The 26,882-nt window shown below is 53.0% G+C and carries 22 protein-coding genes and 1 other annotated feature; of the genes, 15 read left to right on the forward strand and 7 right to left on the reverse strand.

Going from position 1 to position 26,882, the window contains the following annotated elements; genetic code table 11:
- Window positions 1-86: 86 nt before the first annotated feature.
- The 9 genes from B9L19_RS04105 to B9L19_RS04145 all read left to right on the forward strand — a co-directional run bounded on the left by B9L19_RS04105 (window position 87) and on the right by B9L19_RS04145 (window position 8,111).
- Entirely contained in the window at window positions 87-521 is a 435-nt protein-coding gene (locus B9L19_RS04105; RefSeq protein WP_241771955.1) for a DUF948 domain-containing protein, read from the forward strand.
- Window positions 508-1,119 carry a YtxH domain-containing protein gene (locus B9L19_RS19750; protein ID WP_025949540.1) on the forward strand — a complete coding sequence of 204 codons (612 nt, stop codon included), beginning with the start codon at window positions 508-510 and terminating at the stop codon, window positions 1,117-1,119. Before B9L19_RS04105 ends, B9L19_RS19750 begins: the two co-directional genes overlap by 14 nt.
- A gap of 9 nt (window positions 1,120-1,128) precedes the next feature.
- Window positions 1,129-1,452: a bacillithiol system redox-active protein YtxJ gene (ytxJ, locus tag B9L19_RS04115; RefSeq protein ID WP_047752643.1), complete on the forward strand. Its 324-nt coding sequence runs from the start codon at window positions 1,129-1,131 to the stop codon at window positions 1,450-1,452.
- 211 nt (window positions 1,453-1,663) lie between these two features.
- Window positions 1,664-2,746: a bifunctional 3-deoxy-7-phosphoheptulonate synthase/chorismate mutase gene (locus B9L19_RS04120; protein WP_011232285.1), complete on the forward strand. Its 1,083-nt coding sequence runs from the start codon at window positions 1,664-1,666 to the stop codon at window positions 2,744-2,746.
- 199 nt (window positions 2,747-2,945) lie between these two features.
- Window positions 2,946-3,938 (forward strand): catabolite control protein A, encoded by a 993-nt coding sequence (gene ccpA, locus B9L19_RS04125; protein ID WP_025949538.1) that lies wholly within the window; start codon window positions 2,946-2,948, stop codon window positions 3,936-3,938.
- A gap of 246 nt (window positions 3,939-4,184) precedes the next feature.
- Window positions 4,185-4,985, forward strand: coding sequence for a sulfate ABC transporter permease subunit CysT (gene cysT / locus B9L19_RS04130; RefSeq protein WP_025949537.1), 801 nt, complete (start codon window positions 4,185-4,187; stop codon window positions 4,983-4,985).
- Between the two features lie 11 nt (window positions 4,986-4,996).
- On the forward strand, window positions 4,997-5,839 hold the full coding sequence (locus tag B9L19_RS04135; protein WP_081804127.1) for a sulfate ABC transporter permease subunit: 843 nt from the start codon (window positions 4,997-4,999) through the stop codon (window positions 5,837-5,839).
- Window positions 5,784-6,845, forward strand: coding sequence for an ABC transporter ATP-binding protein (locus B9L19_RS04140; protein WP_025949535.1), 1,062 nt, complete (start codon window positions 5,784-5,786; stop codon window positions 6,843-6,845). The genes B9L19_RS04135 and B9L19_RS04140 overlap by 56 nt, the downstream gene beginning before the upstream one ends.
- 201 nt (window positions 6,846-7,046) lie before the next feature.
- Window positions 7,047-8,111, forward strand: coding sequence for a sulfate ABC transporter substrate-binding protein (locus B9L19_RS04145; RefSeq protein ID WP_025949534.1), 1,065 nt, complete (start codon window positions 7,047-7,049; stop codon window positions 8,109-8,111).
- A gap of 159 nt (window positions 8,112-8,270) precedes the next feature.
- Here the strand turns inward: B9L19_RS04145 and B9L19_RS04150 are convergent, their stop codons facing one another.
- From B9L19_RS04150 to B9L19_RS04160, 3 genes are all read right to left on the reverse strand, one after another.
- Window positions 8,271-9,437, reverse strand: coding sequence for an acetoin utilization protein AcuC (locus B9L19_RS04150; RefSeq protein ID WP_089113862.1), 1,167 nt, complete (start codon window positions 9,435-9,437; stop codon window positions 8,271-8,273).
- Window positions 9,434-10,078, reverse strand: a complete 645-nt coding sequence (locus B9L19_RS04155) for an acetoin utilization AcuB family protein (RefSeq protein WP_025949532.1) — start codon at window positions 10,076-10,078, stop codon at window positions 9,434-9,436. Before B9L19_RS04155 ends, B9L19_RS04150 begins: the two co-directional genes overlap by 4 nt.
- Window positions 10,079-10,170: 92 nt before the next feature.
- On the reverse strand, window positions 10,171-10,803 hold the full coding sequence (locus B9L19_RS04160; RefSeq protein WP_025949531.1) for a GNAT family N-acetyltransferase: 633 nt from the start codon (window positions 10,801-10,803) through the stop codon (window positions 10,171-10,173).
- A gap of 174 nt (window positions 10,804-10,977) precedes the next feature.
- Here B9L19_RS04160 and acsA point away from each other — a divergent pair, with 174 nt between their 5' ends.
- The gene (gene acsA / locus B9L19_RS04165; RefSeq protein ID WP_047752644.1) at window positions 10,978-12,693 is read left to right on the forward strand and encodes an acetate--CoA ligase; all 1,716 of its coding nucleotides are present in this window, start codon (window positions 10,978-10,980) and stop codon (window positions 12,691-12,693) included.
- A 353-nt stretch (window positions 12,694-13,046) separates the two neighbouring features.
- Here the strand turns inward: acsA and B9L19_RS04170 are convergent, their stop codons facing one another.
- Entirely contained in the window at window positions 13,047-15,797 is a 2,751-nt protein-coding gene (locus B9L19_RS04170; protein WP_089113863.1) for a transglycosylase domain-containing protein, read from the reverse strand.
- 155 nt (window positions 15,798-15,952) lie between these two features.
- Window positions 15,953-16,173, forward strand: a binding site (T-box leader).
- Between the two features lie 50 nt (window positions 16,174-16,223).
- On the opposite strand from B9L19_RS04170, the gene tyrS reads away from it, so the two are divergent.
- On the forward strand, window positions 16,224-17,483 hold the full coding sequence (gene tyrS, locus B9L19_RS04180) for a tyrosine--tRNA ligase (RefSeq protein WP_025949528.1): 1,260 nt from the start codon (window positions 16,224-16,226) through the stop codon (window positions 17,481-17,483).
- Between the two features lie 46 nt (window positions 17,484-17,529).
- Here the strand turns inward: tyrS and rpsD are convergent, their stop codons facing one another.
- The gene (rpsD, locus tag B9L19_RS04185) at window positions 17,530-18,132 is read right to left on the reverse strand and encodes a 30S ribosomal protein S4 (RefSeq protein ID WP_025949527.1); all 603 of its coding nucleotides are present in this window, start codon (window positions 18,130-18,132) and stop codon (window positions 17,530-17,532) included.
- 571 nt (window positions 18,133-18,703) lie between these two features.
- Between rpsD and B9L19_RS04190 the strand changes: the two genes are divergently transcribed.
- The gene (locus B9L19_RS04190) at window positions 18,704-20,563 is read left to right on the forward strand and encodes a sensor domain-containing diguanylate cyclase (protein ID WP_081804126.1); all 1,860 of its coding nucleotides are present in this window, start codon (window positions 18,704-18,706) and stop codon (window positions 20,561-20,563) included.
- Between the two features lie 55 nt (window positions 20,564-20,618).
- On the opposite strand, the gene B9L19_RS04195 is transcribed toward B9L19_RS04190, so the two are convergent.
- Together B9L19_RS04195 and hisJ are read right to left on the reverse strand one after the other, a co-directional pair.
- A complete protein-coding gene (locus B9L19_RS04195; RefSeq protein ID WP_025949525.1) occupies window positions 20,619-21,095 on the reverse strand; it encodes a GAF domain-containing protein in 477 nt (158 codons plus the stop codon).
- A 231-nt stretch (window positions 21,096-21,326) separates the two neighbouring features.
- Window positions 21,327-22,130 (reverse strand): histidinol-phosphatase HisJ, encoded by an 804-nt coding sequence (hisJ, locus tag B9L19_RS04200; RefSeq protein ID WP_047752648.1) that lies wholly within the window; start codon window positions 22,128-22,130, stop codon window positions 21,327-21,329.
- 324 nt (window positions 22,131-22,454) lie between these two features.
- Here hisJ and ezrA point away from each other — a divergent pair, with 324 nt between their 5' ends.
- From ezrA to thiI, 3 genes are all read left to right on the forward strand, one after another.
- Window positions 22,455-24,158, forward strand: coding sequence for a septation ring formation regulator EzrA (gene ezrA, locus B9L19_RS04205; protein WP_025949523.1), 1,704 nt, complete (start codon window positions 22,455-22,457; stop codon window positions 24,156-24,158).
- Window positions 24,159-24,521: 363 nt separating this feature from the next.
- Window positions 24,522-25,667 carry a cysteine desulfurase family protein gene (locus B9L19_RS04210; protein ID WP_025949522.1) on the forward strand — a complete coding sequence of 382 codons (1,146 nt, stop codon included), beginning with the start codon at window positions 24,522-24,524 and terminating at the stop codon, window positions 25,665-25,667.
- 4 nt (window positions 25,668-25,671) lie between these two features.
- A complete protein-coding gene (gene thiI / locus B9L19_RS04215; RefSeq protein WP_047752650.1) occupies window positions 25,672-26,877 on the forward strand; it encodes a tRNA uracil 4-sulfurtransferase ThiI in 1,206 nt (401 codons plus the stop codon).
- Window positions 26,878-26,882: the final 5 nt, after the last annotated feature.

Genomic DNA, 26,882 nt, shown 5'->3' on the forward strand with positions numbered 1-26,882 from the left:
GGTCCGCTTTTTTCTGTTTCAAATCGTTCAAAAGGTGTTAAAGAATAAAAGACGCAGTAGAGAAGGAGGGAGATGGAGTGGAATGGATGCTGTATGCGAGTGCGGTTATTGCGGCGCTGGCCTTTTTGTTATTGGTGATTTACATAGCCAAGACGCTCGTTGTTTTGCAAGAGACGCTCCGCCGGTTGACGGAGGCCATTGGGCATACGGACGAGCAGGTGAGGGCGTTGTCTGGAGAGATTCAACAATTGTTTCATACAGCTAACAGCGTTGTCCACGATGTGCAAAAAAAGGTTGATGCGCTCACTGGGGTAGTGGAAGCGGTCGGAGAAACAGGAGATGCCATCAGGACGATGAACCGGGCGATTCGCCAGACAGCGTCTGCTCTGCTTAGCGCGACGACCGCTGGGACATCAAAATGGAAAAAAATATTGCGGTGGGCTGATGGTTTTCGCGACGGATGGGAAAAATGGAGAAAAAAGCAGTCTACAAAGGAGGTTGTCGTCAATGGGAAAAAATAATGGAAATTTTATCATCGGTGCGTTGGTCGGCGGCATTGCCGGCGCAGCCGCTACGCTGTTTTTGACAAGCGGGAAAGGGCGCAAATGGCTTGAGGAGCAAAAAGTAGATGAGAAATGGGAGACTGTGAAAACGACAACGACGGAGCTGCTGGAAACGGCGAAAGAAAAAACGAGAGAAGTCGCTGACTACATTCCCATCAAAGCAAGCGAAGTCGCGTCGGGGGTAGGCGTTGCGACGAAGGAGGCAGCGGTCAGCGCCAAACAAGCCATGAAAGAAGTAGCGGCCAATGTCAAAAACGTGGCGAAAGAAGTGGCGACAAACGTGGAAAACGCCGTCAAAGAGATGATGCCAAAAGCCAATAGCGCAGTAGAAAAAGCATCTGACAAAACAGGAGAAGTGGTCGAACAGATCGCTTCTCAAACGGAGGAGGTTGTGCAAAACGTATCTTCCAATGTGGAAGAAGCGCTGCAAAACCTCAAAGAAACGATCGACAGACAGGAAATCAATCGAGAAACGCTGCAAAAACTGCTAGAAGAAGCCGAGGCAGCGTTTGACGACGCCGAGAAAAAAGCTGAGGCGAGAAAAGAATCGGAGTGAGAGCCGAGAATGGAGAAGCTGGAGACGATCGAACAGTTTGAGCGCATCAAGAAGGAAACGAACCGTTTTTTGTTCGTCAAGCATAGCCTCACCTGCCCGATCAGCCGGGCGGCGTTAGGCGAATGCGAGAAATTCGCTGCCGACCATCCAGAGCTTCCTATGTATGGCTTGTACGTTCAAGAGGCGCGGCCGCTCTCCAACTATATCGCCGAAACGACCGGAGTGAAACACGAGTCGCCGCAAGTGCTGCTGTTTGAAAACGGCCGCGTCGTCTGGCATGCGTCCCATTGGGCCATTACGTATGGCGCGCTCTCGGAGCATGTCGGCGTTTGACCGTCCGCCTTGACTGCGGGCGGTTTTTTGCACCCTTTTCGCTTTATTGCTTAAAAGCGTTTAATCAAAAAAGCATTTTTTTCGTGACAACGATAGCTCCATCGATTATAATAAACACTAATTACACGATTTCGCTCTCCAAGACGGGGGAGCCGCTTGCCAGAAAGCGGCGAAAACAATGCACGACACTTGGCGAAAGGATGAGAAAAGCATGAGCAATGAGAGATTAGACGAACTGCGGGCGCGAGTCGATGAGATCAACTTGCAGCTGCTCAAGCTGATCAATGAACGGGGGCGGCTCGTTCAGGAGATCGGAAAAATTAAAGAAGCGCAAGGGACGCACCGCTACGACCCGGTGCGCGAACGGAAAATGTTGGATCTCATTTCCGAGCATAACGATGGGCCGTTTGAAACGTCGACGCTGCAGCACATTTTCAAGGAAATTTTTAAAGCAGCGCTCGAGTTGCAGGAAGATGACCATCGGAAAGCGCTCCTTGTCTCGCGGAAAAAGCATCCGGAAAACACAATTGTTGAAGTGAAAGGCGAGCGAATCGGCGACGGCAACCAATATTTCGTCATGGGCCCGTGCGCGGTCGAAAGCTATGAACAAGTCGCGGCGGTGGCGGAGGCGGTGAAAAAACAAGGCATCAAGTTGCTGCGCGGCGGCGCCTACAAACCGCGCACATCACCGTACGATTTCCAAGGGCTCGGCGTGGAAGGGCTGAAAATTTTGAAACGGATCGCCGATGAGTTTGATTTGGCGGTCATCAGCGAAATCGTCACGCCGGCGGACATTGAAATCGCCTTGGACTATATTGATGTCATTCAAATCGGCGCGCGCAACATGCAAAACTTTGAGCTGCTTAAGGCAGCCGGCCAAGTGAACAAGCCGATTTTGCTGAAGCGCGGCTTGGCGGCGACGATCGAAGAATTCATCAACGCCGCTGAGTACATCATGTCGCAAGGAAACGGGCAAATCATTTTGTGCGAGCGCGGCATCCGCACGTACGAGCGGGCGACGCGCAACACGCTCGACATTTCCGCTGTGCCGATCTTAAAGAAAGAGACGCACTTGCCGGTGTTCGTCGATGTCACCCACTCAACGGGGCGGCGCGATCTGCTCATCCCATGCGCCAAAGCGGCGTTGGCGATCGGCGCCGACGGCGTCATGGCCGAAGTGCATCCGGACCCAGCGGTTGCCTTGTCCGATTCGGCCCAGCAAATGGACATCGCTCAATTCAACGAGTTTATGGAAGAAGTGCGCGCGTTCCAACGTCAGTTTGTTCAGGCGTAAGACGATCCCCTCGGTTGCGGCCGAGGGGATTTTTTGATGAGATGGCGAGTGTTGGGGCAAACTACCCGTGAACGGTTTGTGAACAAACCGGCAAAATGGTTGCGATTTCGTTGCGAGTTGGCGATAATGTATCGTATGATAGTTGTACATACATTCGGAATTCACGGGTTACCGGATCGAGTGAAAAGGAGTGAACGCAATGACCGTAACGATTTACGATGTGGCGCGGGAGGCGAACGTCTCGATGGCGACCGTCTCGCGCGTCGTCAATGGCAACCCGAACGTCAAACCGTCGACGAGGAAAAAAGTGCTGGAGGCCATCGAACGGCTCGGCTACCGCCCGAACGCCGTGGCGCGGGGGCTCGCCAGCAAAAAAACGACGACAGTCGGGGTGATCATCCCGGACATCTCAAGCATTTTCTTCGCTGAGCTGGCGCGCGGCATAGAAGACATTGCGACAATGTACAAATACAACATTATTTTAAGTAACTCCGACCAAAACAAAGAAAAAGAGCTGCATTTGCTCAATACGATGCTTGCCAAGCAAGTGGACGGCATTTTGTTTATGGGCGGGACGATCACCGAAGAGCACGTCGCTGAGTTTCAAAAGTCGTCGGTGCCGATCGTGCTTGCGGCGACGATGGGACCGAATGAGATTCCTTCGGTCAACATCGACTACGAGCAGGCGGCGTTTGAAGCCGTGACGTATTTGCTGGAAAAAGGAAACCGCCGCATTGTCTATGTGACCGGCCCGACTGACGATCCGATCAACCAGCGGAAGTTGGCTGGCTACCGGCGCGCGCTTGAGGAACACGGCGCGTCGTATGAGGAAGAGCTCGTCATTGAGGGCGACAACTCGTACGACTCCGGCTTGGAGGCGTATGAGAAAATCATAGAGCTGGCCGAACGGCCGACGGCGGTGTTTGCCGGCACGGACGAAATGGCGCTCGGCATCATTCACAGCGCCCAAGACCACGGGGTGCGCGTGCCGGATGAACTGGAAGTCGTCGGTTTTGACAACACAAGGTTGGCGACGATGGTGCGGCCGCGGCTGACGACCGTCGTGCAGCCGATGTATGACATCGGAGCGGTGGCGATGCGGCTCTTGACGAAGTATATGAACAAAGAGCCAGTGGACCACCATATCGTTGTCTTGCCGCACCGGCTTGAAGTGCGGGAGTCGACGCGATGACCAAAAGGGCTGATCGAAGCGCATTGTGCGTTCCGGTCAGCTCTTTTTGTTTTGACACCCACTTTGACGGTTAAACAATGGGACTACTTGCATGAGAGGTCGCCCGTTTTCACGAAAAGGGATAGAATAATGATAAAATTTTCCTTTAATTTCTCGTTGTCGTGTTCATAAAATCATACTTGACTTATAGGAATAATGTGTATATGATGAAAATATCTTCGTCACATTAGTCAATGGAGGAATGATATGGGACGGATGTATCAAATCGCACGTCGTTCGGTCGTGTCAGCTTATTTGCTTTTATTAGTGGCATGGCCGATCTCCGCCATTTATATACAAGGGTTTTCTAACGGTTGGAATGACTTTTGGAAAGAAATCACAAATATTTTGGCATGGAAGGCCATCATCTTGACGTTAAAGTGCAGTGCCATCGTTACGCTATTTCAAGCAGTGGCAGGAACATGGGTTGCGTTTGTGCTCGCCCGCTATCACTTTATTGGGCGGTCGTTGCTGAATGCGTTGATTGACTTGCCCTTCTCGCTGCCCACTTCTGTGTCTGGAGTCATGTTGTTGTCGCTTTTCGGGCCCGGCCATCCCATTGGCCGCTGGCTAAACGAACACGGAATTTCGATTCTTTATCAGCCGTATTCGATTATGGTAGGCATGTTTTTTGTGACGTTTCCTTTTGTGATTCGCACTGTTCAACCGCTTATGGAGAAGCTGGACCGAGCGGAGGAAGAAGCTAGTTATGTGCTGGGGGCGGGCAAAGTGTATACGTTTTTCCGCGTTCTTCTTCCTCATGCATTTCCTGGTGTGATAGCGGGGAGCATGCTTGCTTTTTGTAGATCGTTATCTGAATTCGGCGCCTTATCGATTATTTCTGGAAATTTGCCTGGGAAAACACAAGTGGCATCTGTTTGGATTTACGGGGAAATTGAAAGCAACAATATCGCAGGGGCTTCGGCTGTATCGGTTGTTCTGATTACGATTGCATTCGTCGTGCTGTTAGCGGTCAACAGCTGGCAAAAGAGGAGTGATGGATATTGAGCAGAGCCGTTATGATTGCATCAACGGTTGTATGGCTGTTGCTTGTATTGATTCTGCCGTTTTCAGGCGTGGTCACGGCTGCGTTTTCTGAGGGAACGGCTTCTATGGTGAATGCCTTAACAAGCAGAGAAGCTACCCACGCATTTACGATAACCGGGATCGTGACGGTGATTGTCGTCTTGTTCAATGGAATAGTTGGAACAATGCTTGCGTTTGAGTTGGCGAGGGGAAAGCGCCAAACAAAACGATTGTCAGCCGTTCTCCATGCCATTGTGGATCTTCCATTTTCTGTTTCCCCTGTCATCGCAGGGCTGATGATCTTATTGATATTTGGCCCTTCTACGATGTTGGGAACGTTCTTTGGCCATATAGGGGTCAAGATCGTCTTCGCGTTGCCGGGAATGGTGTTGGCGACGATTTTTGTGACATTCCCTCTGATGGTGAGGGAAATCGCTCCTGTTTTAACGGCCATCGGAACGACAGCTGAAGAAGCGGCAGCTACGCTTGGAGCAGGACCGGTTCGCACGTTTTGGACGGTAACTTGGCCGATGATTCGTTGGGCTGTTGGATATGGACTTGTTTTGACAATGGCGCGTTCGGTGGGAGAATTTGGCGCTGTACTAGTTGTATCAGGCAATATTATGAATCAGACGCAGACCGCGACGACGCTTATCTACCAACATGCCGTTAATAATGAGATGGTGGCAGCTAACAGCATCGCTTTTGTGTTGGGAATGTTTTCGGCTTGTGTGTTGCTTGTTTTAGAGTGGATGAAACAGAGAAAGGAAGGGAAAAAAGATGCGCATCGAAGTGCGGCAGTTGGAAAAGCGATTTGGATCGTTTCAAGCCGTTGACAATGTTAGTTTCTCCATTGAGCAAGGACAATTGGTCGGACTGCTTGGGCCAAGCGGCGGGGGGAAAACGTCTATTTTGCGCATGTTGGCTGGATTGGAGATGCCGGATCAAGGGGAGATTTTCTTTGATGGGAAGATTGTCAATCCTATCCCTCCTCAGAAAAGGGGCATCGGATTCGTTTTTCAGCATTATGCCCTCTTTCCACATATGGATGTGTTTGAGAACATCGCCTATGGCTTGAGAGTGCAAAAACGAAAAAAAGCTGTGATTCGCGAACGCGTTTATGAATTGCTCCATATCGTCGGATTGGAGGGAATGGAGAAGAAATATCCCCATCAACTGTCCGGGGGACAGAAGCAACGGGTAGCTTTAGCTCGTGCGCTGGCACCCGAGCCAAAATTATTGCTTCTGGATGAGCCGTTTTCTGCTATTGATGCTCAAGTTCGCAAAGAGCTTCGGCGATGGTTGAGGGGATTGATCGAACAGTTGGGGATGACAACAGTGTTTGTCACCCATGATCAAGAAGAAGCCATTGAACTGGCTGATCAGCTTATCGTTGTGCGGGAAGGAAAAGTAGAACAGCAAGGTACGCCATGGGACATTTACCGAAATCCTGTTTCTCCGTTTATTGCCTCTTTTGTTGGAGAGACGAACCGTTGGCAAGGACCTGTCAAGCTCGCCGGTTTCCCAGAGTTGGATCGATTCCATGGTTCACTCTTTATTCGGCCTGAATGGATTCATATGAGGAGGGAGGGAGGTCCCGGACATGAAAAAGGAATGGTAAAGCAAATCCGATATCAAGGGGGAAGATGGCAAATTGAAGTTGAGTTGGCAAACGGTTTGCATCTGTTGACCTTTATTCAAGGAGACCATCATATTTTCTCTTTAGGACAGCAGGTCTCGATTTGGATTGAAAGAGCGCTCGGATTTACAGATAAGGAGGTGAGGGCCTTTGAGTGTGCATCTCCCAAGACAGTGAATGCGCCAGCGCTCTCGTCCGTGTAACGCCATATTTTGAAGATTGAGACAAAATAAATATGGACAGATAAAGAAATTGGTGCGCGTGAAAGGACAGTCAAAGGGCGTTGCTTCCTCATGATCACAGAGGGGTCGTTCCATCGGTTGCTTGCATTCATGGCGGTGCAGGCATCGCAAACATCATAGTCCTTGTTATAGATTGGAGAACTGCTAGGGGAGGAATCGAGCATGAAATGGAAGCAAACCATAATGGGAGCGATAAGCAGTGTGCTCTTAGTGGGAATGCTGCTTTCAGGGTGCAGTGCATCAGAGGGAAAGAGCGGGGATAAGGAAAATGCTGCCAAGACGGCGGACAAAACGATCACGCTTACGCTTGGATGTTATTCCACCATTAAAGATGAAATAGAAGAAATCATCCCCATTTTTCAAAAGCAATGGAAAGAGAAAACAGGGCAAACCGTGCAATTTCATGAATCTTATCAAGGCTCAGGCGCTCAGGCGCTCAATGTGATCAATGGATTTGAAGCCGATATTGTGGCACTTTCTTTGGAAGGTGATATTCAGAAGATTGTGAAATCAGGACTCATTACCCATGATTGGAAAAAAGATCCTTATAAAGGGATTGTAACGAAATCGATTGTTGCTCTAGGGGTAAGGGAAGGAAATCCCAAGCATATTGATGATTGGTCTGATTTGACAAAAAAAGGGGTGCAAGTGTTGTTCCCTGACCCGAAAACGTCGGGAGGGGCCAAATGGGATATCAACGCTATTTATGGAGCAGGATTGAAAATCTCTGAGGAAACGAAAGGCCAAAAAGATGAAGTCGCTGCAAAAAATCTGCTCCGCAGTATTTATCAGAATGTTGCTTCACTTGATAAAAGCGGTGAAGAATCGATGTCCACGTTTGATAAAGGTATAGGAGACGTGATTGTCACTTATGAAAACGAACTGCTGTCCCGCATACAGCAAGGGAAGCACTATGAGATCGTCATTCCGCGCTATACAACTTCGATTGAAAATCCTGTCGCTCTTGTCGACAAATATGTTGATCAACATGGGACGAGAAAAGTAGCTGAGGCATTCTTACAATTTTTGTTTTCGAAAGAAGCCCAAGAAATTTTTGCAAAACACGGATTTCGTCCAGTGGAGCCATCTGTTGCGCAACAATACAAAGAAAAGTATAAAGAGCCAGAAGGATTGTTTACAACGGATTATCTAGGGGGATGGGAGAAAGTCAATGAAACGATTTATGGTCCAGGAGGAGTATGGGAGCAAGTCGTTTCTGGAAGATAAGAGAAAATTCCCATCCCGCAAAGGCAGAGTGAAGGAAATGGGCTCTGCATGCAACCGCCGTCAAGGGAAATAGGGAAGAATGTCGATTAACTAAATGGGACAAAGGGCAGCGCCAAATACGCGTCCGCCTCCCTTGGCAGGCAAGGGAGGCGGCGTTTTTTATGGTTGTCTCGACTTTTGGCTGCGGATGAAATACAACGCTTTTTCCACCGTCTGGGCGTTTTTTTCGCTGATCTCCGCCTTGCGCGGGATCGGGGGATACAAGTCATCCGGGTCGTCCCACTCAAGCGGAAGCGCGACAGGTGAAAGCGGTTGCCACCGTTTGCGCCATTCATCCGGCAGCGGGCCGGACACATCGGCTTGTCCCGTCATCTCGAGCCAAAGGAGCGCCCATGCCCGCGGCACGACGCGCCAGATGTCATAGCCGCCGCCGACGGCGATCCAGCGTCCGCCGCAATATTCATGCGCGATTTCGTGCGCGAGCTTCGGAATGGCTCGGTACGTTTTCATCGTCACCGACAAATGGGTGAGCGGGTCGTAATAGTGGGCGTCAACGCCGTTTTGCGTCACGATGACGTCTGGGCGGAAAAAGTCGGCGATCTCTCGCAGCGCGGTCGTATAGGCGGCGATCCATGATTCGTCTTCCGTGAACGCATCAACGGGAATGTTGAACGAATAGCCGTAGCCCGCGCCTAAGCCGCGCTCGTTGACGTTTCCTGTTCCGGGAAACAAATAGCGTCCTGTTTCATGAATCGAGAACGTGCAGACGTTCGGATCGTCGTAAAACGCCCATTGCACCCCGTCGCCATGGTGGGCGTCGGTGTCGACGTACAACACGCGCAGTCCGTATTTCTCCCGGATGTATTGAATGGCGACCGCGCTGTCGTTGTAGACGCAAAAGCCGGACGCTTTGCCGCGGAAGCCGTGGTGCAGGCCGCCGCCCAAGTTGAGGGCATGCTCAGCCGCTCCGGAAAGAACGGCATCGACGGCGGTGAGGGTGCTGCCGACCAAAAGAGCGCTCGCTTCGTGCATGTTCGGGAAAATCGGCGTATCCTCGGTGCCAAGGCCGTAGTTGTGCGCCGCCGCTTCCGACAGTTCGCCGCGCCCGGCTGCTTTCACCGCCTCGATGTACGAGCGGTCGTGAATGAGCGCGAGCTCGTCGTCCGTTGCCATGCGTGGGGCGATGACGTGCCGGTCATCGAGGGCGCCGAGCGTGCAAAGCAAGTCGTATGTCATTTTGACCCGCAGCTGGTTGAACGGATGGTCGTCATGAAATTTGTACTGAAGAAATTGCTCGCTGTAAACAAATACGCACTTTTCGCTCATGACGTAACCCCCGGCAAGTTCGGCCATAGCACGCGATAGCCGGCGCTTTGCAAATCGCGGATCAATGGAAGCGGGTTCATCGTCTGCACGCGGAAAACTAAAATTTTCTCATTCGGATCCGGAGCTGGGTACACCAAGACGCTGGCGATGTTCACATGGCGCTCGCTGATGATGGCCGCCGCTTTGCTTAACATGCCGGCCTCGTTCGGCACTTTGATCTCGATTTGCGACCCCGGCTGGTGAACGCCAGTCAATTCAATGAACGTGCGGAGCAAATCCGTTTGTGTGATGATGCCGACGAGTTTCCCATGGTTGACGATCGGCAGGCAGCCGATTCGGTGTTCGTAAAAGAGCGCCGCCACCTCCTCAACGAAATCGAGCGGATGGCCGACGATGAGGTCGGTTTTCATCATCGTGCTGACCGGTTTTTGCAAGTCTTCCAAATGTTCATGAAGATGGAAAATGGACGGGCTCGCGTCGCGCAAATCTTGGCTCGTCACAAGCCCCAGAAGACGTCCTTCCTCGTCGACGACCGGCAGATGGCGGATGCGGTGATGTCTTAGCAGCTGCAGCGCTTCGGCGATCGTATTCGTGGGACAAAGCGTCACGACCGGCGCTTTCATGATTTGTTCGACAAGCATCGTTCTCCTCTCCCCTTTGTGCGTGGCATTTCATGCGCACCGCCCGCAACCGGCAAGGCGGGCGCAAACGTCCGGACAGCCGAGAATGTCAGCTAGTACATATAGCGGTTCATAAACCGAAGCCGGTCGAACCGCTGAATGGATTCGGCGTCGACTCGTTTGCCGATGCGGACCATGAGGCAGTTTGCCGGATGGGAGCAAATTTCCGGGTCATCGGTCGCATACCAGACGAGCCCGCCGGCGTTCATCATTTTCTCCATCACTTTTCGGTACTCCCATACGTTCAGCCCAGTGCCTTTGAGATCCCAATGCCAGTAATACTCCGTTGTAATGATGATGTAGTCTTCCATGGCGTCGTCCATCATCGACACGATGAGCAAGTTTTTTCCGACGCCAAACCCGCGGAACTCCGGAATGACTTCAATGGCGCCAAGCTCAAGCAAATTTTCCATGTTCCCTTCCGACCAACGCTCAAGCGGATCGGGATACAAAAACGTCACATATCCGACAATCACCTCGCCGCGGCGGGCGATGATGATCCGCCCTTCCGGCAGCTTGGCGATTTCGATCAACGCTTTGTGCTGTTTGGCAGGCGGGCGGAAGGAAGTGAGGTCATGGTGGAATCCGTAGCTGGCCAACGCTTCCGGCGTCACCGGCCCTTCGATGAGGAGCGTTCCTTTCGGGGTTTTCAGCTCTTTGGCGTTATACGTTTTTTTATGTTCCATTCGTCCACCACCTGAATTGGTCGTTCTGCTTCCATTATACATAAAAATGGCGCCAGCTGGCGCGGTTCAAAAAAATTTCAAAAAAGCGGGGACAAGGAATATTTTAAAAATTGAGAAATGGTTTTCAATGGACTATAATAGAAATGTAATCACTTACATAAGGGGGATCGGAGAATGAACACAGAACGGCTTCCCGTCATACAAGGGGACTACAATTTGAAAAACTACGAAGAAACATATAAACAGTTTCAATGGTCGGAAGTGGAGAAAGAGTTTTCTTGGCATGAAACGGGCCGAGTCAACATGGCGTATGAGGCGATCGACCGCCATGCTGAGTCGTTCCGTAAAAATAAAGTGGCGCTCTATTACCGCGACGCGGTGCGGAACGAGAAATATACGTTCAAAGAAATGAAAGAGATGTCCAATAAAGTGGCGAACGTCTTAAAACAGGCGGCGGACATTCAGAAAGGCGACCGTGTGTTTGTGTTCATGCCGCGTTCTCCGGAACTGTACTTTGCGGTTTTGGGCATCATCAAAACCGGCGCCATCGTCGGGCCGTTGTTTGAGGCGTTCATGGAAGGAGCGGTGCGCGACCGCCTCGAAGACAGCGGGGCGAAAGCGATCATTACGACGCCGGAGCTTCTGCCGCGCGTGCCGGTCGGCGATTTGCCGGAGTTGAAGTGCGTCTTTTTGGTTGGCGACGGTATTGTCGAGGAAGGGCCGTACATCGATTTGAAAAAGCGGATGAATGAGGCAAGCAAGCACTTCGACATCGAATGGGTCGACCGCCAAGACGGCTTGATTTTGCATTACACATCCGGTTCGACCGGCAAGCCGAAAGGCGTTTTGCACGTCCATAACGCGATGATTCAGCACTATCAAACGGCGAAATGGGTGCTCGACTTAAAAGAAGATGACATTTACTGGTGCACGGCTGACCCGGGGTGGGTGACCGGGACGTCGTACGGCATCTTCGGCCCGTGGCTGTGCGGAGCGTCAAGCGTCATCGTCGGCGGCCGCTTCAGCCCGGATGCTTGGTATCAAACGATCCAAGATTTCGGCGTCACCGTCTGGTACAGCGCGCCGACGGCGTTCCGCATGCTGATGGGCGCCGGCGATGAAGTCGTGAAAAAATATGATTTAAGCTCGCTCCGCCACATTTTAAGCGTCGGCGAGCCGCTCAACCCGGAAGTCATCCGCTGGGGGATGAAAGTGTTCGGCCGCCGCATCCATGATACGTGGTGGATGACGGAAACAGGCGGGCATCTCATTTGCAACTACCCGTGCATGGAAATCAAGCCGGGATCGATGGGGAAACCGATCCCAGGCGTCGAGGCGGCGATCATTGATGACCAAGGAAACGTCCTGCCGCCGTACCGGATGGGCAACTTGGCCATCAAAAAAGGCTGGCCGTCGATGATGAAAACGATTTGGAACAACCCGCAAAAATATGAATCGTACTTTATCGGCGACTGGTACGTATCCGGCGATTCGGCCTACATGGATGAAGACGGCTACTTCTGGTTCCAAGGCCGTGTTGACGATGTCATCAACACATCCGGCGAGCGCGTTGGGCCGTTTGAAGTGGAGAGCAAGCTCGTCGAGCATCCGGCCGTTGCCGAAGCCGGCGTCATCGGCAAGCCGGATCCGGTGCGCGGGGAAATCATCAAAGCGTTCATCGCGCTTCGCGAAGGGTACGAGCCGTCCGAGGAACTGAAAGAAGACATCCGCCAGTTCGTCAAAAAAGGGCTCGCCGCTCATGCCGCGCCGCGTGAGATCGAGTTCCGCGACAAACTGCCGAAAACGCGGAGCGGGAAAATCATGCGCCGCGTCTTAAAAGCGTGGGAGCTCAACTTGCCGACCGGCGATTTGTCGACGATGGAAGACTGATGAGCGAAAAGCGTCTGGAACATCCGCTGTTCCAGGCGCTGTTGTTCTTTTCCGGCGAAAGCCGAAGCGGGGCGGCTGCAAAGACGGTGATGGAACGGAAAACGCGGCCAACAGCGTGATTTCTCCATTTGAAAAACCTGATAAATGCCCGTTTCCTCTTCGCTTAAGAACCATCCATTTGGCGAAAATCGTTGTGCTTTCCCCATCTTCACAAAACAAGAAAGGGTGTCCCAACAAGGATCGGGACACCCTTTTCGATCACCATATATACGCGCCAACTCTTTGTTCAAAACGAATGGCATCTTCTAAAGAAAGCCAATCAAAGAAAGACAATCTTTTGGGTCAGCTCCTTGTCACTCCACGTCACCCGACGGCGGGGGAGAAGACGGCTCGCCGCTCTTTTGATGACCGGAATTGGGCGGCGAGGCGGACGGCAACGAAACGGGGTTCGACGGCGCCGATTCCTGTCCGGCGATGTCCACAGCAGTGACGCAGTACGCGGCGCCCGGCTGCAGCGGCGAAAACGAGGCTGCCTCGTCCGCTTTAACAGCGGCGGCGAGGCGTCGTTCCCCCGTTTCGTTCACTAGATAGACGCGGTAGCCGATGACATCCGGCTCGTTATGGCGATTCCAGACGAGCTTGCCCCCTGCAAGCCGAGCGGCGGGTGGAGCCGGTGGACGGCCGTTTTCCTTTAATGTGGAGACGAGCGATGCATCGCCCGCCTGCCCTTCGCCGTTGATCCCCCAATCGGCGAGAAGCTTCGGATTCACGATCACTTCGCGAGTGACAAACTCTTCCGGCGTCGTCTCAAGCGCCATATAGCGGCGTCCGCCGATGACGACGACCCGGCTTTCCATCACTTCCTCGCCGCTTCCTTCCTGCGGCGCAAACTTCGTATTGTACAAATCGTAGCGGACGAGCCCGGCTTTTTCGCACGCGGCCGACGGACTGAAGCCGCTTGCGGCGCAGTAAGCGCGGCGGACGATGCCGCCCGGCATGAGAAACCGCTCCGGCGGAGCGATGAGCTTCGGATTTTGGTCATAAGCCGCATTCATCAGCCGCGCCCATAACAGCTGGGTGCGCCGGCTGTAGGAAAGCCCTTTGTAGCGCGATTCAAGCGGCGCCGGCCGGTCATAGCCGATCCAAACGCCGAACGTGACGTTCGGATTGACGGCGACAAACCACGAATCGCGATTGTCTTGCGATGTCCCTGTTTTGCCGGCCCAGTCCGCGGAAAATTTCAAGTAGTGCGGCACCGATGAGGCCGTTCCACCGTGAAGCACGTCGCGCATCATATCGATCATCAAGTACGACGTTTGCGGCGAAAACACCGGGACGGGTTTGCTTTGATGTTCGTAAACGATCTTTCCGTTCTTGTCCACAATCTTCTCAATCATGTAGGCGTCCACGAACGAGCCGTAATTGGCGAACGTCGCGTAGGCGTTGACGTTTTCCTCAACCGTGACACCGATGTGCGTCCCGCCGATCGCCAAAGCCGGATTGGCCTCTTCTTGTTTGGCGACGCTCGTGATCCCCATTTTATGCAAATAGTCGATCGGATGGCGGGATCGAATTCTCATATACGTCCGAACGGCCGGAATGTTGAACGATTGCTGCAAGGCATAGCGCGCCGTGACGAGCCCGTGCGTTTTTCCGTCCGCGTTTTTCGGCGCGTATGAGCCGATCGAAAGCGGCAAGTCGGGAATGATCGTCGCTGGCTGGATGACGCCCATCTCCATCGCCGGCGCGTACACCAAGAGCGGCTTCATCGTGGAGCCGTTCGAGCGGTGCGCTTGGGTGGCGTGGTTCAACTGCTCGCGCCCATAATCGCGGCCGCCGACGAAGCTGATGATTTTTCCCGTTTTGTTTTCGATGAGCATCGCCCCGACTTCGACCGGTTGGCGATGAGCGACCGTTTTTCCGGTTTTGTTGTCTTTGGTGTAATAGACGTTGTCGTTTCCGTAATACGGGTAGCGGGCGGCGATGCGCTGCATTTGTTCATAAATCTTTTTGTCGATTGTCGTATAAATCCGATATCCGCCTTGGCGCAGCGCTTTTTCCGCTTCGCCGAGATAGCGGCGGAAACGAGCGGGGTCGCGCTTCACCTCTTCTGGCTTATAGCCGTCGCGCTTGGCGAACGTCTCGGCGAGCACCTCTTTCGCCCGCCGCTCAATCTCCATCGTCAAAAACGGATATTGTTCAAACGGCGACGGCTTTGGGGCGGCCAAATGCTTCGCCACATCATAGGAAAGCGCTTCCTTATACTGCTTTTCCGAAATATAGCCGGCCCGCTTCATCCGGTACAGCACCGTTTTCATCCGTTTCAATCCCGGTGAGAGGTCCGATTTGACGCTGCCGTCAGCGGCGAACGGGGTGTAGACGAACGGGTTTTGCGGCAGCCCGGCCAAAAACGCCGCTTGAGCGAGATTCAACTCTTTGGCGTTGACGCCAAAGACGCCTTGGGCCGCGGCTTGGATGCCGGCGATGTTGCGCCCTGAAGAATTGCGGCCGAACGGAACGACGTTTAAATACGCCTCTAAAATGTCTTCTTTGGAAAAAAATTTCTCCAGACGAAGCGAAAGCAGCATTTCTTTCGCCTTTCGCTCAAACGACACCTCGTTCGTCAACATCTGGTTTTTGACAAGCTGTTGCGTAAGCGTGCTCCCGCCGCTTTTGACCGGCGAGTTGGTCAGCTCTTGAAACATGGCGCGGATGACGGCCTTCGGAACGACGCCGTGATGTTCATAAAAATGTTCGTCTTCCGTCGCGATGATGGCTTGCACGACGTGCGGAGACACGTCGGACAGGCGCACCGCCTCGCGGTCGAGGTCAGACCGGAACCGGCCTAAATACACCCCGTTGGCAAAGTACATATGGCTCGTTTCGCCGTAATGGTAAATCTCCTTTTTCATCTCGTCGGGCGAGGGAACGGGCATATCTTTGACCAAAAAGGCAAAATAGCCGGCGCCGGCGCCGATGGAAAAGCAAATGAGGCAGAGCGCGGCGATGAGCAAAATGAAGATGACGTTCCAAACCACATCGTATGTAAGGGAAAAATAATGCCACGCTTTTTCAAGAGAAATGGAAAATTGGTTTCGCTTCATGCCAGCCCCCCTATGCGGCAAGTCATTATGTATAAGTATACCATAGGAAGGGGAGGCATTGTGGAATTTTGCCGATTTTTCGCCGTTTATGCGAAAAACGTTAAGGTTGACAGCGAGTGCATCGCTATGGTAATAAGAATGTATATATTTCATATGAGAAAGCGATGATGGGAACAAGTAGCGGCTGTCTCCCTGGTGCAGAGAGCTGGCGGACGGTGCGAGCCAGTCCACAGGCAGGCGCGAATTACCTCCCTGAGCAGCGATGGCGAACGGTTTTCCTAGTAGCCATCAGCCGGCTGACGCCGTTACCGAAATGAGCGGGAAAGCGCGAAGCTTTCCAAGTAGGGTGGTACCGCGACGAACACTCGCCCCTTCATCACGGGCGGGTGTTTTCTTTTTCATGACATTCATAGAGAGGTGAGGAACATGGATTTGCTTGCGGAATTGCAATGGCGCGGGCTCGTCAACCAAACGACGGATGAAGACGGGTTGCGCAAGCTGTTGAATGAGGAGCGGGTGACGCTCTACTGCGGGTTTGACCCGACGGCGGACAGTTTGCATATCGGCAACTTGGCCGCCATTTTGACGCTGCGCCGCTTCCAGCAGGCCGGGCACCGGCCGATCGCCTTAGTCGGCGGAGCGACGGGGTTGATCGGCGACCCGAGCGGAAAAAAAAGCGAGCGCACGCTCAATGCCAAAGAAACCGTCGAGGCATGGAGCGCCCGCATTAAAGAACAGCTCGGCCGCTTTTTAGATTTTGAAGCGGATGAAAACGCGGCTAAAATCAAAAACAACTACGACTGGATCGGACCGCTCGATGTCATTGCGTTTTTGCGCGACGTCGGCAAGCATTTCAGCGTCAACTACATGCTGGCGAAAGAATCGGTGCAGTCGCGCATCGAAACGGGCATTTCGTTCACCGAGTTCAGCTACATGATGTTGCAGGCGTACGACTTTCTTCACCTGTACGAGACGGAAGGATGCCGCCTGCAAATCGGCGGGAGCGACCAATGGGGCAACATCACGGCAGGGCTTGAGCTTATTCGCAAAACGAAAGGCGAGGCGCGGGCGTTTGGCTTGACGATCCCGCTTGTGACGAAAGCGGACGGCACGAAATTCGGGAAAACGGAAAGCGGCACGATTTGGCTCGATAAAGAGAAAACATCGCCGTACGAGTTTTACCAGTTTTGGATCAACACCGATGACCGCGATGTCATCCGCTACTTGAAGTACTTTACGTTCCTGTCGAAAGAGGAAATCGAAGCGCTTGAACAAGAGCTTCGTGAGGCCCCAGAGAAGCGGGCGGCCCAAAAGGCGCTTGCTGAGGAAGTGACCAAACTCGTGCACGGCGAGGAGGCGCTCAAGCAGGCGATCCGTATCTCGGAAGCGCTCTTTAGCGGCGACATTGCCAATTTGACCGCGGCGGAAATTGAGCAAGGATTCAAAGACGTGCCGTCATTCATTCATGAAGGAGGCGACGTTCCGCTTGTCGAGCTGCTCGTTTCTGCCGGCATTTCGCCATCGAAGCGCCAAGCGCGCGAAGACATCCAAAACGGCGCCATTTACGTCAACGGCGAGCGCCTTCAAGACGCCGGAGCCATATTAACGGCTGAACACCGCCTTGAGGGGCGGTTTACGGTCATCCGCCGCGGGAAGAAAAAGTATTATTTGATTCGCTACGCCTAAGAAAAAAGATCCGAAATGCCGATGCATTTCGGATCTTTTTTGCGCCTTAACGCGAGTAGAACTCGACGATGAGCGCTTCGTTGATTTCCGCCGGCAGTTCGGAACGCTCCGGCAAGCGGGTGTACGTCCCTTCCATTTTTTCCGGATTGAACGTCAAGTAATCTGGAATGTAGTTGTTCGCTTCGATCGCTTCTTTAATCACTTGCAAGTTGCGCGATTTTTCGCGAACAGCGATCGTTTGTCCCGGTTTGACGCGGTACGACGGGATGTTGACGCGGCTGCCGTCGACCAAAATGTGGCCGTGCGTCACGAGCTGGCGGGCTTGACGGCGCGTGCGGGCCAACCCTAAGCGATAGACGAGGTTGTCTAGGCGCGATTCCAACAAAATCATGAAGTTTTCGCCGTGTTTGCCCGGCATTTTGCCTGCTTCTTCAAACGTTTTGCGGAATTGGCGTTCGTTCACGCCGTACATATGGCGCAGCTTTTGTTTTTCTTGCAGCTGCAAGCCATATTCCGACAATTTCCGCCGTTGCCCCGGACCGTGTTGGCCAGGCGGATACGGACGTTTTTGCAGTTCTTTCCCCGTGCCGCTCAACGAGATGCCGAGGCGGCGGGAAATTTTCCACATTGGGCCAGTATAACGAGCCATTCGTTGCTCCTCCTTACGCTTTTATTCCCGTAAAATAAAAGCAGATGTGCGCCAACAATTACGGCCATTTTGTTTTCATGCATCCTCGCTCTCGCAGCTAAGAGTTACACGATGCACCTCGGCGGGCCGAGGAACAAAATGGACCATAAAGGTGGGCACAAAGGCTGCTATATTTTACACAAAGGCTATTATATGATTTTTAGAGGATAAAGTCAACATTTTGTTTCCCTTCGAGTCAGTCAAGACTTTGTGGAGAACATTTTTTCGGTTCACTACGGGTGTTGTCAATCACTAGTTAGCGAACCATTTTCAGGAATTGATATCGTAAGCGCTTTCGGACTCTCATCCCTCATCTTGAGTTGCATGACATTTGCTTTTTTCTACCGCGCTTCGCTTGGTGGCCCCGACGAGTGTCGCGAACAAAAGTTCGCAACCCTCGTCGGGGATCATTTCGGAATGTCACCCACAAATATTTTACTCACACTTTCCCTTCTTCTCGATTTGTATGATATAATAAAAGATGCAATTTTTAGAAAAAATTTGTCATCCCATTCTCTCGTTTGGAATGATGATGCCGGTTTGGGTGGAAAAGGCGATGAACAAGGAAGAAATGAAACGGTATGAATCATTTAAACAAAAATTTTTCCACTGGTTTTTAGCGTTTCAGGACGATGGATCGTTTTCGGCGGCGGCGGGCGAGCTGCTCGCGCTGCTGAAAGAAGAGCTGGCGCTCGAGCAAGCCGTTTTTTATTTGTACGACCCGGTGCGGGCTGCCTTTTATCCGGAAGCGGCCGCGGTTGAAGCGTCGAGTGCTTTGCCGATCGCGGCTGATGGAAGGCGGAAAGTGGCTGTTGTCGATGCCGGTGGGCCGCATATGGCGGCCCGGCTCTTTTTCATGCTTTCCGATGAGGCGCCGGCGATGGTCGAGCTCGTGTATCGAAAAGATGGCGGTTTTGACGAGCAGTTGTTGTGGGAGATCCGAACGGATTTGGCGCGATTGTTCCGGAAGCTTAGCGCGGTGCTGCAAGGAGCGGGCGAAGAGAAACGGTATGGACAGCTGCATCGCTTCGCCGCCAAAATTCATTCCTCCATGCATATCGATGTTGTGCTTGAAGAAATTATCTGCACGTTGCAAAACGTCTATCCATCGTTCACCTACCACCTTCTGTTGTCACATGACAACCATCTGCGCGGAAATTTGCCGATTAAAACGCTTGTGTTGGATGAAAGGGAACAACAGACAGCGGCGTTGCGGGCGTTTTTGACTGGACAAGTGCAATGCGAGGAGATGGAGGCGCCGCCGCGCTCGGTGCTGTACGCCCCGATTAAAGGAGTGCAGGCGGTGTATGGGGTGATTGAAATTATCGCCCCATACGCTGCACCATTTCCAAAACGAGAGATTCATTTTATTTCGCTGCTGGCGAGCACGGCTGGAAGCGCGCTGGAGAACGCCAAGTTGTATGAACAGTCGCGCCGGCTTGTCGCCGATTTGCAGCTGATCAATGACACAATGCGCCAATTGAACGCCCGGCCGCGGCTTCATGAAGCCATTGAGTACATGGTATCGCAAATCCAACAATCGTTCGGCGCGGATGAAGTCGGTTTTTTCCTGTTTGCCGACGGCAAGCGGGAGCTTTTGCCAGGCAGCACGCCGTTTTTTTTCGACCATCGGTCCGAGCCCTATATCGAATGGGTGGAAAAGCGGCGCCAAAGCGGAAATGACATTTTATTTGCCGGCGATGTATGCGCCCCCGCTTTCGGTCCATTTCGCTCCATCATGGCGGCGCCGATGCAGCAAAACAAAGAAACGAAGGGACTGTGCATTGCGCTCGCCAACGAGCCGTACCGCTTTACGTTTGAGATGTTCAAGCTCTTGGAATCGCTCATTCAGCATTCGACGCTGGCGTTTATGAACGCGATGCTGCGCGAAGAGCTCGAGAAGATGGTGGTCACCGATTATTTGACAAAGCTGCATACGCGCCGCTACTTGGATGAGCGGATCCAACAGTCGATGGGAACCGATGCGTCAGGAGCGTTCATGTTGCTTGACATTGATAACTTTAAGCAAATCAACGATGTGTATGGCCATCAAACAGGCGATGAAGTGCTCGTTCAAGTGGCAGAGACGATGCGCGCCAACATTCGCGACAGCGACGTGGCGGCGCGTTGGGGAGGGGAAGAGCTGGCGGTGTATTTGCCGAACGTGCCGCTGTCCGATGCTGTTGCCGTCGCCCGTCGCATCATGGAAAAAGTCAGGGAGCAAACGATCCCGGCGGTGACCGTGTCATGTGGCATATCATGGTGGGGGCATGCCGGCTTTCAAGATGCAGAGCAGCTGTTCAAACGGGCTGACGCCGCGCTTTATATGGCGAAAGAAAAGGGAAAAAACTGCATTTTTGTGCACGATGACGGTCATGTGTATAAGGTGTGAAAAAGAGGAATCCGGAAAAGCGGATTCCTTCTTCGCGCTTAGTGTGCTTTTTTCGTCAGGCGGACATGAGCACGCTGGCAAACTGCTCCAAAAAGCGGCGGTCGATGTCATCAAAGCGGTTTTTCACCGGGCTGTCGATGTCCAGAACGCCGATGACGCGTCCGTCTTTGATGAGCGGCACGACGATTTCCGATTGAGACGCCGCATCGCAGGCGATATGGCCCGGGAATTGGTGAACGTCCGGAACGACCACCGTCCGCCGCTCGGCGGCTGCCGTGCCGCACACCCCCTTGCCGAACGGAATGCGCACGCATGCCGGCAAGCCTTGGAACGGGCCAAGCACAAGCTCCTCGCCGTCTGCGAGATAAAACCCAACCCAATTGATGTCGGTGAAAAACTGGTTGAGCAAGGCGGCTGCGTTCGCCAAGTTGGCGATGAAGTTGGGTTCCCCGGAAATGAGCGATTTCAGCTGTTCGATAACGAGCGCGTAATTTTCTTCGCGTGTTCCGCTGTAAGCGGTCCGATGGAACATGAAACCATCCCCCTTTTTCATGTTTTTTGAATAAGCGCCGATCCCGTATCCTGAAAAAGCTGGTGATGCAGCGAAAGCCAATTCAAAATGCGTTGTTCTCAAGTTGAGAAACCCATCGAAATCCAGTTGCTCTTCTCGCGGTGAACAACAACAGCAGGAGAAAATAGCTATTTTTCACCAGCTTTCTAGACAGGAAACGAATGGAAGTAGGCGATTGGCAGCCTGCGGCTGTCAATCCGAAAGCGCCTCGCGGTCCATTCTGTCCCGTCCTTGGTGCAAATCGGCGGCGCGATGGGCGTCGGATCCGTAGACAATCGGAATGCCCCGCCGCCGCGCCTCGACGATCACGCCGCCCGGCGGATACGGCTCGAGGCAGAGCGGTTTGGCGGCGCCGGCGCCGTTGTAGTCCAATTCATAGTCGAACTGCTTGATGTCATCAAGAATGGCAACAATCCACTCATCCATTGGCTCCGAGCATGGGAAGCGGCGTTGGAATTTGCGCACAAGCGTCATATGGCCGATGCGTTTCGGCTTGTAGCGGCCAAGCTCCGCGTGGATCGATTGCCGCACCGTTTCGTAGTAGGCGCGGTGGACGCGTTCGACCGCTCCGAACAAGCGGACGATGTCGGCAAACATATCTTCACTGTAATCAAGGCATACATATTGCCCTTTGTGGACTAAAAAGTGAACCGATAAAATGCTGTCGTCAAGCAGCGGGCCGACTTCGTCGAGCAGGCGGGTTGTTTCTTCCTCAAAGCCAGGAATAAAATCGACTTCGAGCCCGACGCGGATGGCGATGTCGTTTCGGTAGCGGGCTTTCACCTCAGCGACGGCGTGCAAATAGCGTTCAAGCTGGCCAAGCTTCATCGAACAGTCCTGGTTGGGCGTTGGATCAATAAACCGCTCAGGAAGCGGGGCATGCTCCGTGAAGGAAATGTCGGTATAACCCAGCTCGATCGCGCGCTCTACATAGGCTTCAAGCGGATCTTGGCTTCCGTGCGGACAAAACGGCGTATGAATGTGGCCGTCGCGCATGATGGATTTTTCCCCCTTTCTCCTTACCATGTATCATAGCAAAAATGGGCTATTCACCAAAAGTGATACTTGATTTTTATTTTTGTGAGGGAAAATCAGTGAATTCGTGATGTTTGCCTATCCTTGTGCAGGAACCGATGTTGCTTGTCAAGCACATGTTGTGGTGAAGAGCCCAAAAATCCTGTAAAAAAAATAAAAATTTTGGTCAAAAAATGCCGTTAACATGGTATCATAAAAACATTGAAAAACATATATTTTTTGCCTTCTCCGCTATTTTCGTTTGTTCGATAGAAGTAGCTTGAATGCAAGGAGGGCATCATGCGGATGGGAATGGCATGGATCGTTCTGCTCCTCGGTGCGGGGGCAATCATATATAATCATGTGTACCGGAAGCGGATGTACCGGGAAATTGATCGGCTTGAGGAATGGAAAATCAACGTGATGAACCGGCCGGTGCCGGATGAGCTGGCGAAAGTGAAACAGTTGAATATGACAGGGGAGACGGAGCAGCTGTTTGAACGATGGCGCCAGCAATGGGACGACATTGTGGCCGTGAAGCTGCCGAATGTGGAAGAACAGCTGTTTGACGCGGAGCGGCTGCTCGACCAATACCGCTACCGGCAGGCACGCCGGCTGCTTGAGCAAATCGCCGACGGATTGCGCCGTCTTGAGGAAGAAGTGCATGAAATCATCCATGAAGTGAATGAGTTGATCGGCAGCGAGGAACAAAGCAGGGCGGAGATCGAAAAGCTGCGTGCGGTTCACCGAGAAGCGAAAAAGACGCTGCTTGCTTACCGTTATACGTTCGGTTCGGCTGCTGACTTGCTTGACGTCCGTTTAACGGAAGCGGAAAAGCAATTTCAGCGGTTTGCCGAATTGACGGAAGCCGGCAATTATTTGGCGGCGCGCGATGTGGTTCTGACGCTGAAGGAAGAGCTCAGCCGGCTCACGACGATGATGGAGGAAATTCCGAAACTGCTTGGCGAATGCCAAACGTCGCTCCCTGCCCAGCTCGCCGAGCTGGCCGATGGCTATCGAGAGATGGAAGAGCGCGGATACGTCCTTGACCATTTGCACATGGAGCACACGCTTCAGGAAAAACGGGAAAAAATCGAGCAATGTCTGGCCATGATCCATGAGCTGCGCATCGAAGAAGCGAAGCAAACCGCCGCTGAGCTGAAGGAAGAGATCGACGCGCTCTACGATTTGCTCGAAAACGAAGTGCTCGCCCATCAATATGTGCAAACGGAAATGCCGCGCATCGGCGGCATGCTTCAAGAATTTGCCGCTGAAGCGAAGGAGACCGAGGCGGAGGCGTTGTTCGTCCAGCAAAGCTACCATTTGCCGCCAAGCGATCTTGAAAAATATCGAAGCATCGAAAAGCAGCTGCACCAGTTGCAAAAGCGGTTTTTTCTCATTCAAGACCGCGTCGCTGAGGCAAAAACAGCGTATTCGCTCCTGAAAGAGGAGCTTGAGCAGCTTGTGTCCCAAATCGACCTTATGAAGGAAGAGCATGAACAGTTTCGAACGATGCTGCAGACGCTGCGCAAAGACGAACTGATCGCCCGCGAAAAGCTTGATGCGATGCGAAAAACATTGGCCGAGGCGCTCCGCCTTGTGCAAAAGAGCCGGCTGCCGGGGCTGCCTGAACCGTATTCGCTCGAACTGGCAGAAGCGAGACGCAGCTTGCAGGCCGTCGCCGAGCGCCTTGAAGAAAAGCCGCTTGACATGCCGGCGGTCGACCAAGCGTTGGAGGAGGCGAAAACGGCTGTGGAACGGTTGTATGAGCGGACGGTGGAAATGATCGAACAGGCGACGCTGGCGGAGCGGACGATTCAATACGGCAACCGCTACCGCCGCCGCTATCCAGCGGTCCGCAAAGGGCTGGAAGAAGCCGAATTTTTATTTCGCCATTATGATTATGAAGAGGCGCTCCGGCAGGCGGTGGCGGCCGTTGAAGAAGTCGAGCCGGGCGCGTTTGACCGTGTGCAGAAATTATGGCAGGAGGATAACAGCCGGGAACAGTGATCAACCACCTGATCACGAGTATTGATTATCCATTATTTTACTAAAAAAACACAGCACAAGCTTTTCTGCCTCTTCTCTCGAACAGGAACGAAGCCCGGAATATTTTGAATGAGGGGCTTCGTTTGCTGTCTTCGTAAGGCAGCCAAACCGTGGGGCGCACGGGGATGGCTTGGCTGACAGCCTGCCGTAGAGCGGGTGACCCCAACAATCTCCCACCTCTAAGCGCAGGTGGGAGATTGTTCAATGGGTTTTTGGTGAATAATGTAAATGACTGTGTGTTTTCGTTGCCGATTGTCGTCTGTTTTGGGTAAGATGGACGATGGAAAGCGATATTTTGCCGACAATGAGCGGAGGATGGAAGCGATGATTTATCTCGACAACAGTGCGACGACCAAACCATTTCCCGAGGTGGTCGATTCGTTCGTCGCCGTCGCAACGAACTATTTTGCCAATCCGTCGTCGCTCCATGGGCTGGGCATGAAATCGGAGCGGCTTTTGGCGCAGGCGCGTGAACAAATCGCCGCCATGCTGCGCGTGAAGCCGAACGAAATCGTTTTTACCTCCGGCGGAACGGAGGCGAACAATTTCGCCATCAAAGGGGTCGCCTGGCAATACGAGCGGCGCGGCCGGCATATCATTACGACGAAAATCGAGCATCCGTCTGTCGCTGAACCGTGCCGCCAGCTTGAGAAGCTTGGGTTTGAGGTGACGTACTTGCCGGTCGACCGCGAAGGAAGGGTATCGGTTGAGCAAGTGGAACGCGCGCTGCGCGACGATACGATTCTCGTGTCGGTCATGCACGTCAATAACGAAGTTGGCACGGTGCAGCCGATCGAAGAAATCGGTGCGCTTTTAGCCCGCTATCCGAAAACATTGTTTCACGTCGATCGGGTGCAAGGGATCAGCAAAGTGCCGCTCGACTTGAAGCAAGCCGGTGTCGATTTATGCACGATATCGGCGCATAAATTTCACGGATTGCGCGGCGCCGGCTTGCTTTACGTCCGTGAAGGCGTCCGCTTGGCGCCGTTGATTGCCGGCGGCGGGCAGGAGTGGCAGCTTCGGTCCGGAACGGAAAATGTCGCCGCCATCGTCGCGATGGCGAAGGCGCTTCGCTTGGCCATGGAGCGCTACGAGCGGGACATCGGCCGGCTTCAAGCATTGAAAGACGAGTGGCTTGAAGCGCTCTCTGCGATTCCAGACATCGAGATCAACACGCCGCGCGATGGCGCCGCTCCTCATATCATCAACTTTTCGTTAAAGCGCGGCGTGAAGCCGGAAGTGTTTGTTCACGAACTGGAGAAAAGCGGAATCTACGTTTCGACGACGTCGGCCTGTTCATCGAAAAAAAGGGCGCCGAGCAAGACGCTTTTGGCTATGGGGCTTGGTGAAGACCGAGCCGAGCGCGGCATTCGCATCAGCTTGTCGTTTGACAACAGCCGGGAAGAAATCGCGCCGGCGGTGGCAGCGATCAAGCAGGCGATCAAAACATTAAGCGAGGTAACGGAATAAGATGATGAACTATGACCGCATTTTGATTCGCTACGGAGAAATGACGACGAAAGGAAAAAACAGGAACATCTTCGTCCGGCGCCTGAAAAACAACATTGCCCGCAAACTGCAGGCGTTCGAGCGGATTCAGATTGAATATATGCGCGACCGAATGTACATTTTATTAAACGGCGAGCCGCATGAACCGATCATCGAAAAGCTGAAAACCGTTTTTGGCATTCATTCATTCAGCCTGGCGATGAAGTGCGAAAACGATCTGGACGCCATTAAGGAAACGGCGCTCGCCGCCGTCCGCCAGCTTCCATACAAAGGAAAAACGTTTAAAGTGAGCGCCCGCCGCGTCGACAAGCAGTTTCCGTATCGAAGCGACGAGCTGAACTACGAGGTGGGGGCGCACATTTTGCGGCAGACGGACGGGCTTAGGGTCAACGTGCGCGAGCCGGATATTGACGTACGTATTGAAGTGCGCCAAGATGGGACGTATATCACGTGCCGCGACATTTTCGGCGCCGGCGGCCTGCCGGTCGGGACGAGCGGCAAGGCGATGCTCATGCTCTCCGGCGGCATTGACAGCCCGGTTGCGGGTTATTTGGCGATGAAGCGCGGGTTGGAAATTGAAGCCATTCACTTTTTCAGTCCGCCGTTTACAAGCGAACGGGCGAAGCAAAAAGTGATTGACCTCGTGCGCAAGTTGACGACATACGGCGGGAGAATCAAGCTTCACATCGTGCCGTTTACGGAAGTGCAACAAGCCATTTATCAAGGAGTTCCAAACGAGTACTCGCTCATTTCCACTCGGCGGGCGATGCTTCGGATCACCGACGCGCTGCGCCGCCGCCAGCGGGCGTTGGCGATTGTCACAGGCGAAAGCCTCGGCCAAGTCGCGAGCCAGACGCTAGAGAGCATGTACGTGATCAATGAGGTGACCAATACCCCGATTTTGCGCCCGCTTGTTTCGATGGATAAACTTGAAATTATCGAGCTGGCGAAACAAATCGGCACACATGATATTTCCATTCTTCCGTATGAAGACTGTTGCACCATTTTTACGCCAAGAGCGCCGAAAACGAAGCCAAAAAAAGAAAAAGTGTTCCATTATGAGAGCCAGCTCGACCTCGCTCCGCTTCTGGAAAAGGCAGTCAATGACACAGAAACGCTCGTCATTGATGAAGAAACAGGGCAGGGCGATGAGTTTGCCGAGTTGTTTTGAATCTC

The organism is Geobacillus thermocatenulatus (assembly GCF_002217655.1).
Taxonomy (GTDB): domain Bacteria; phylum Bacillota; class Bacilli; order Bacillales; family Anoxybacillaceae; genus Geobacillus; species Geobacillus thermocatenulatus.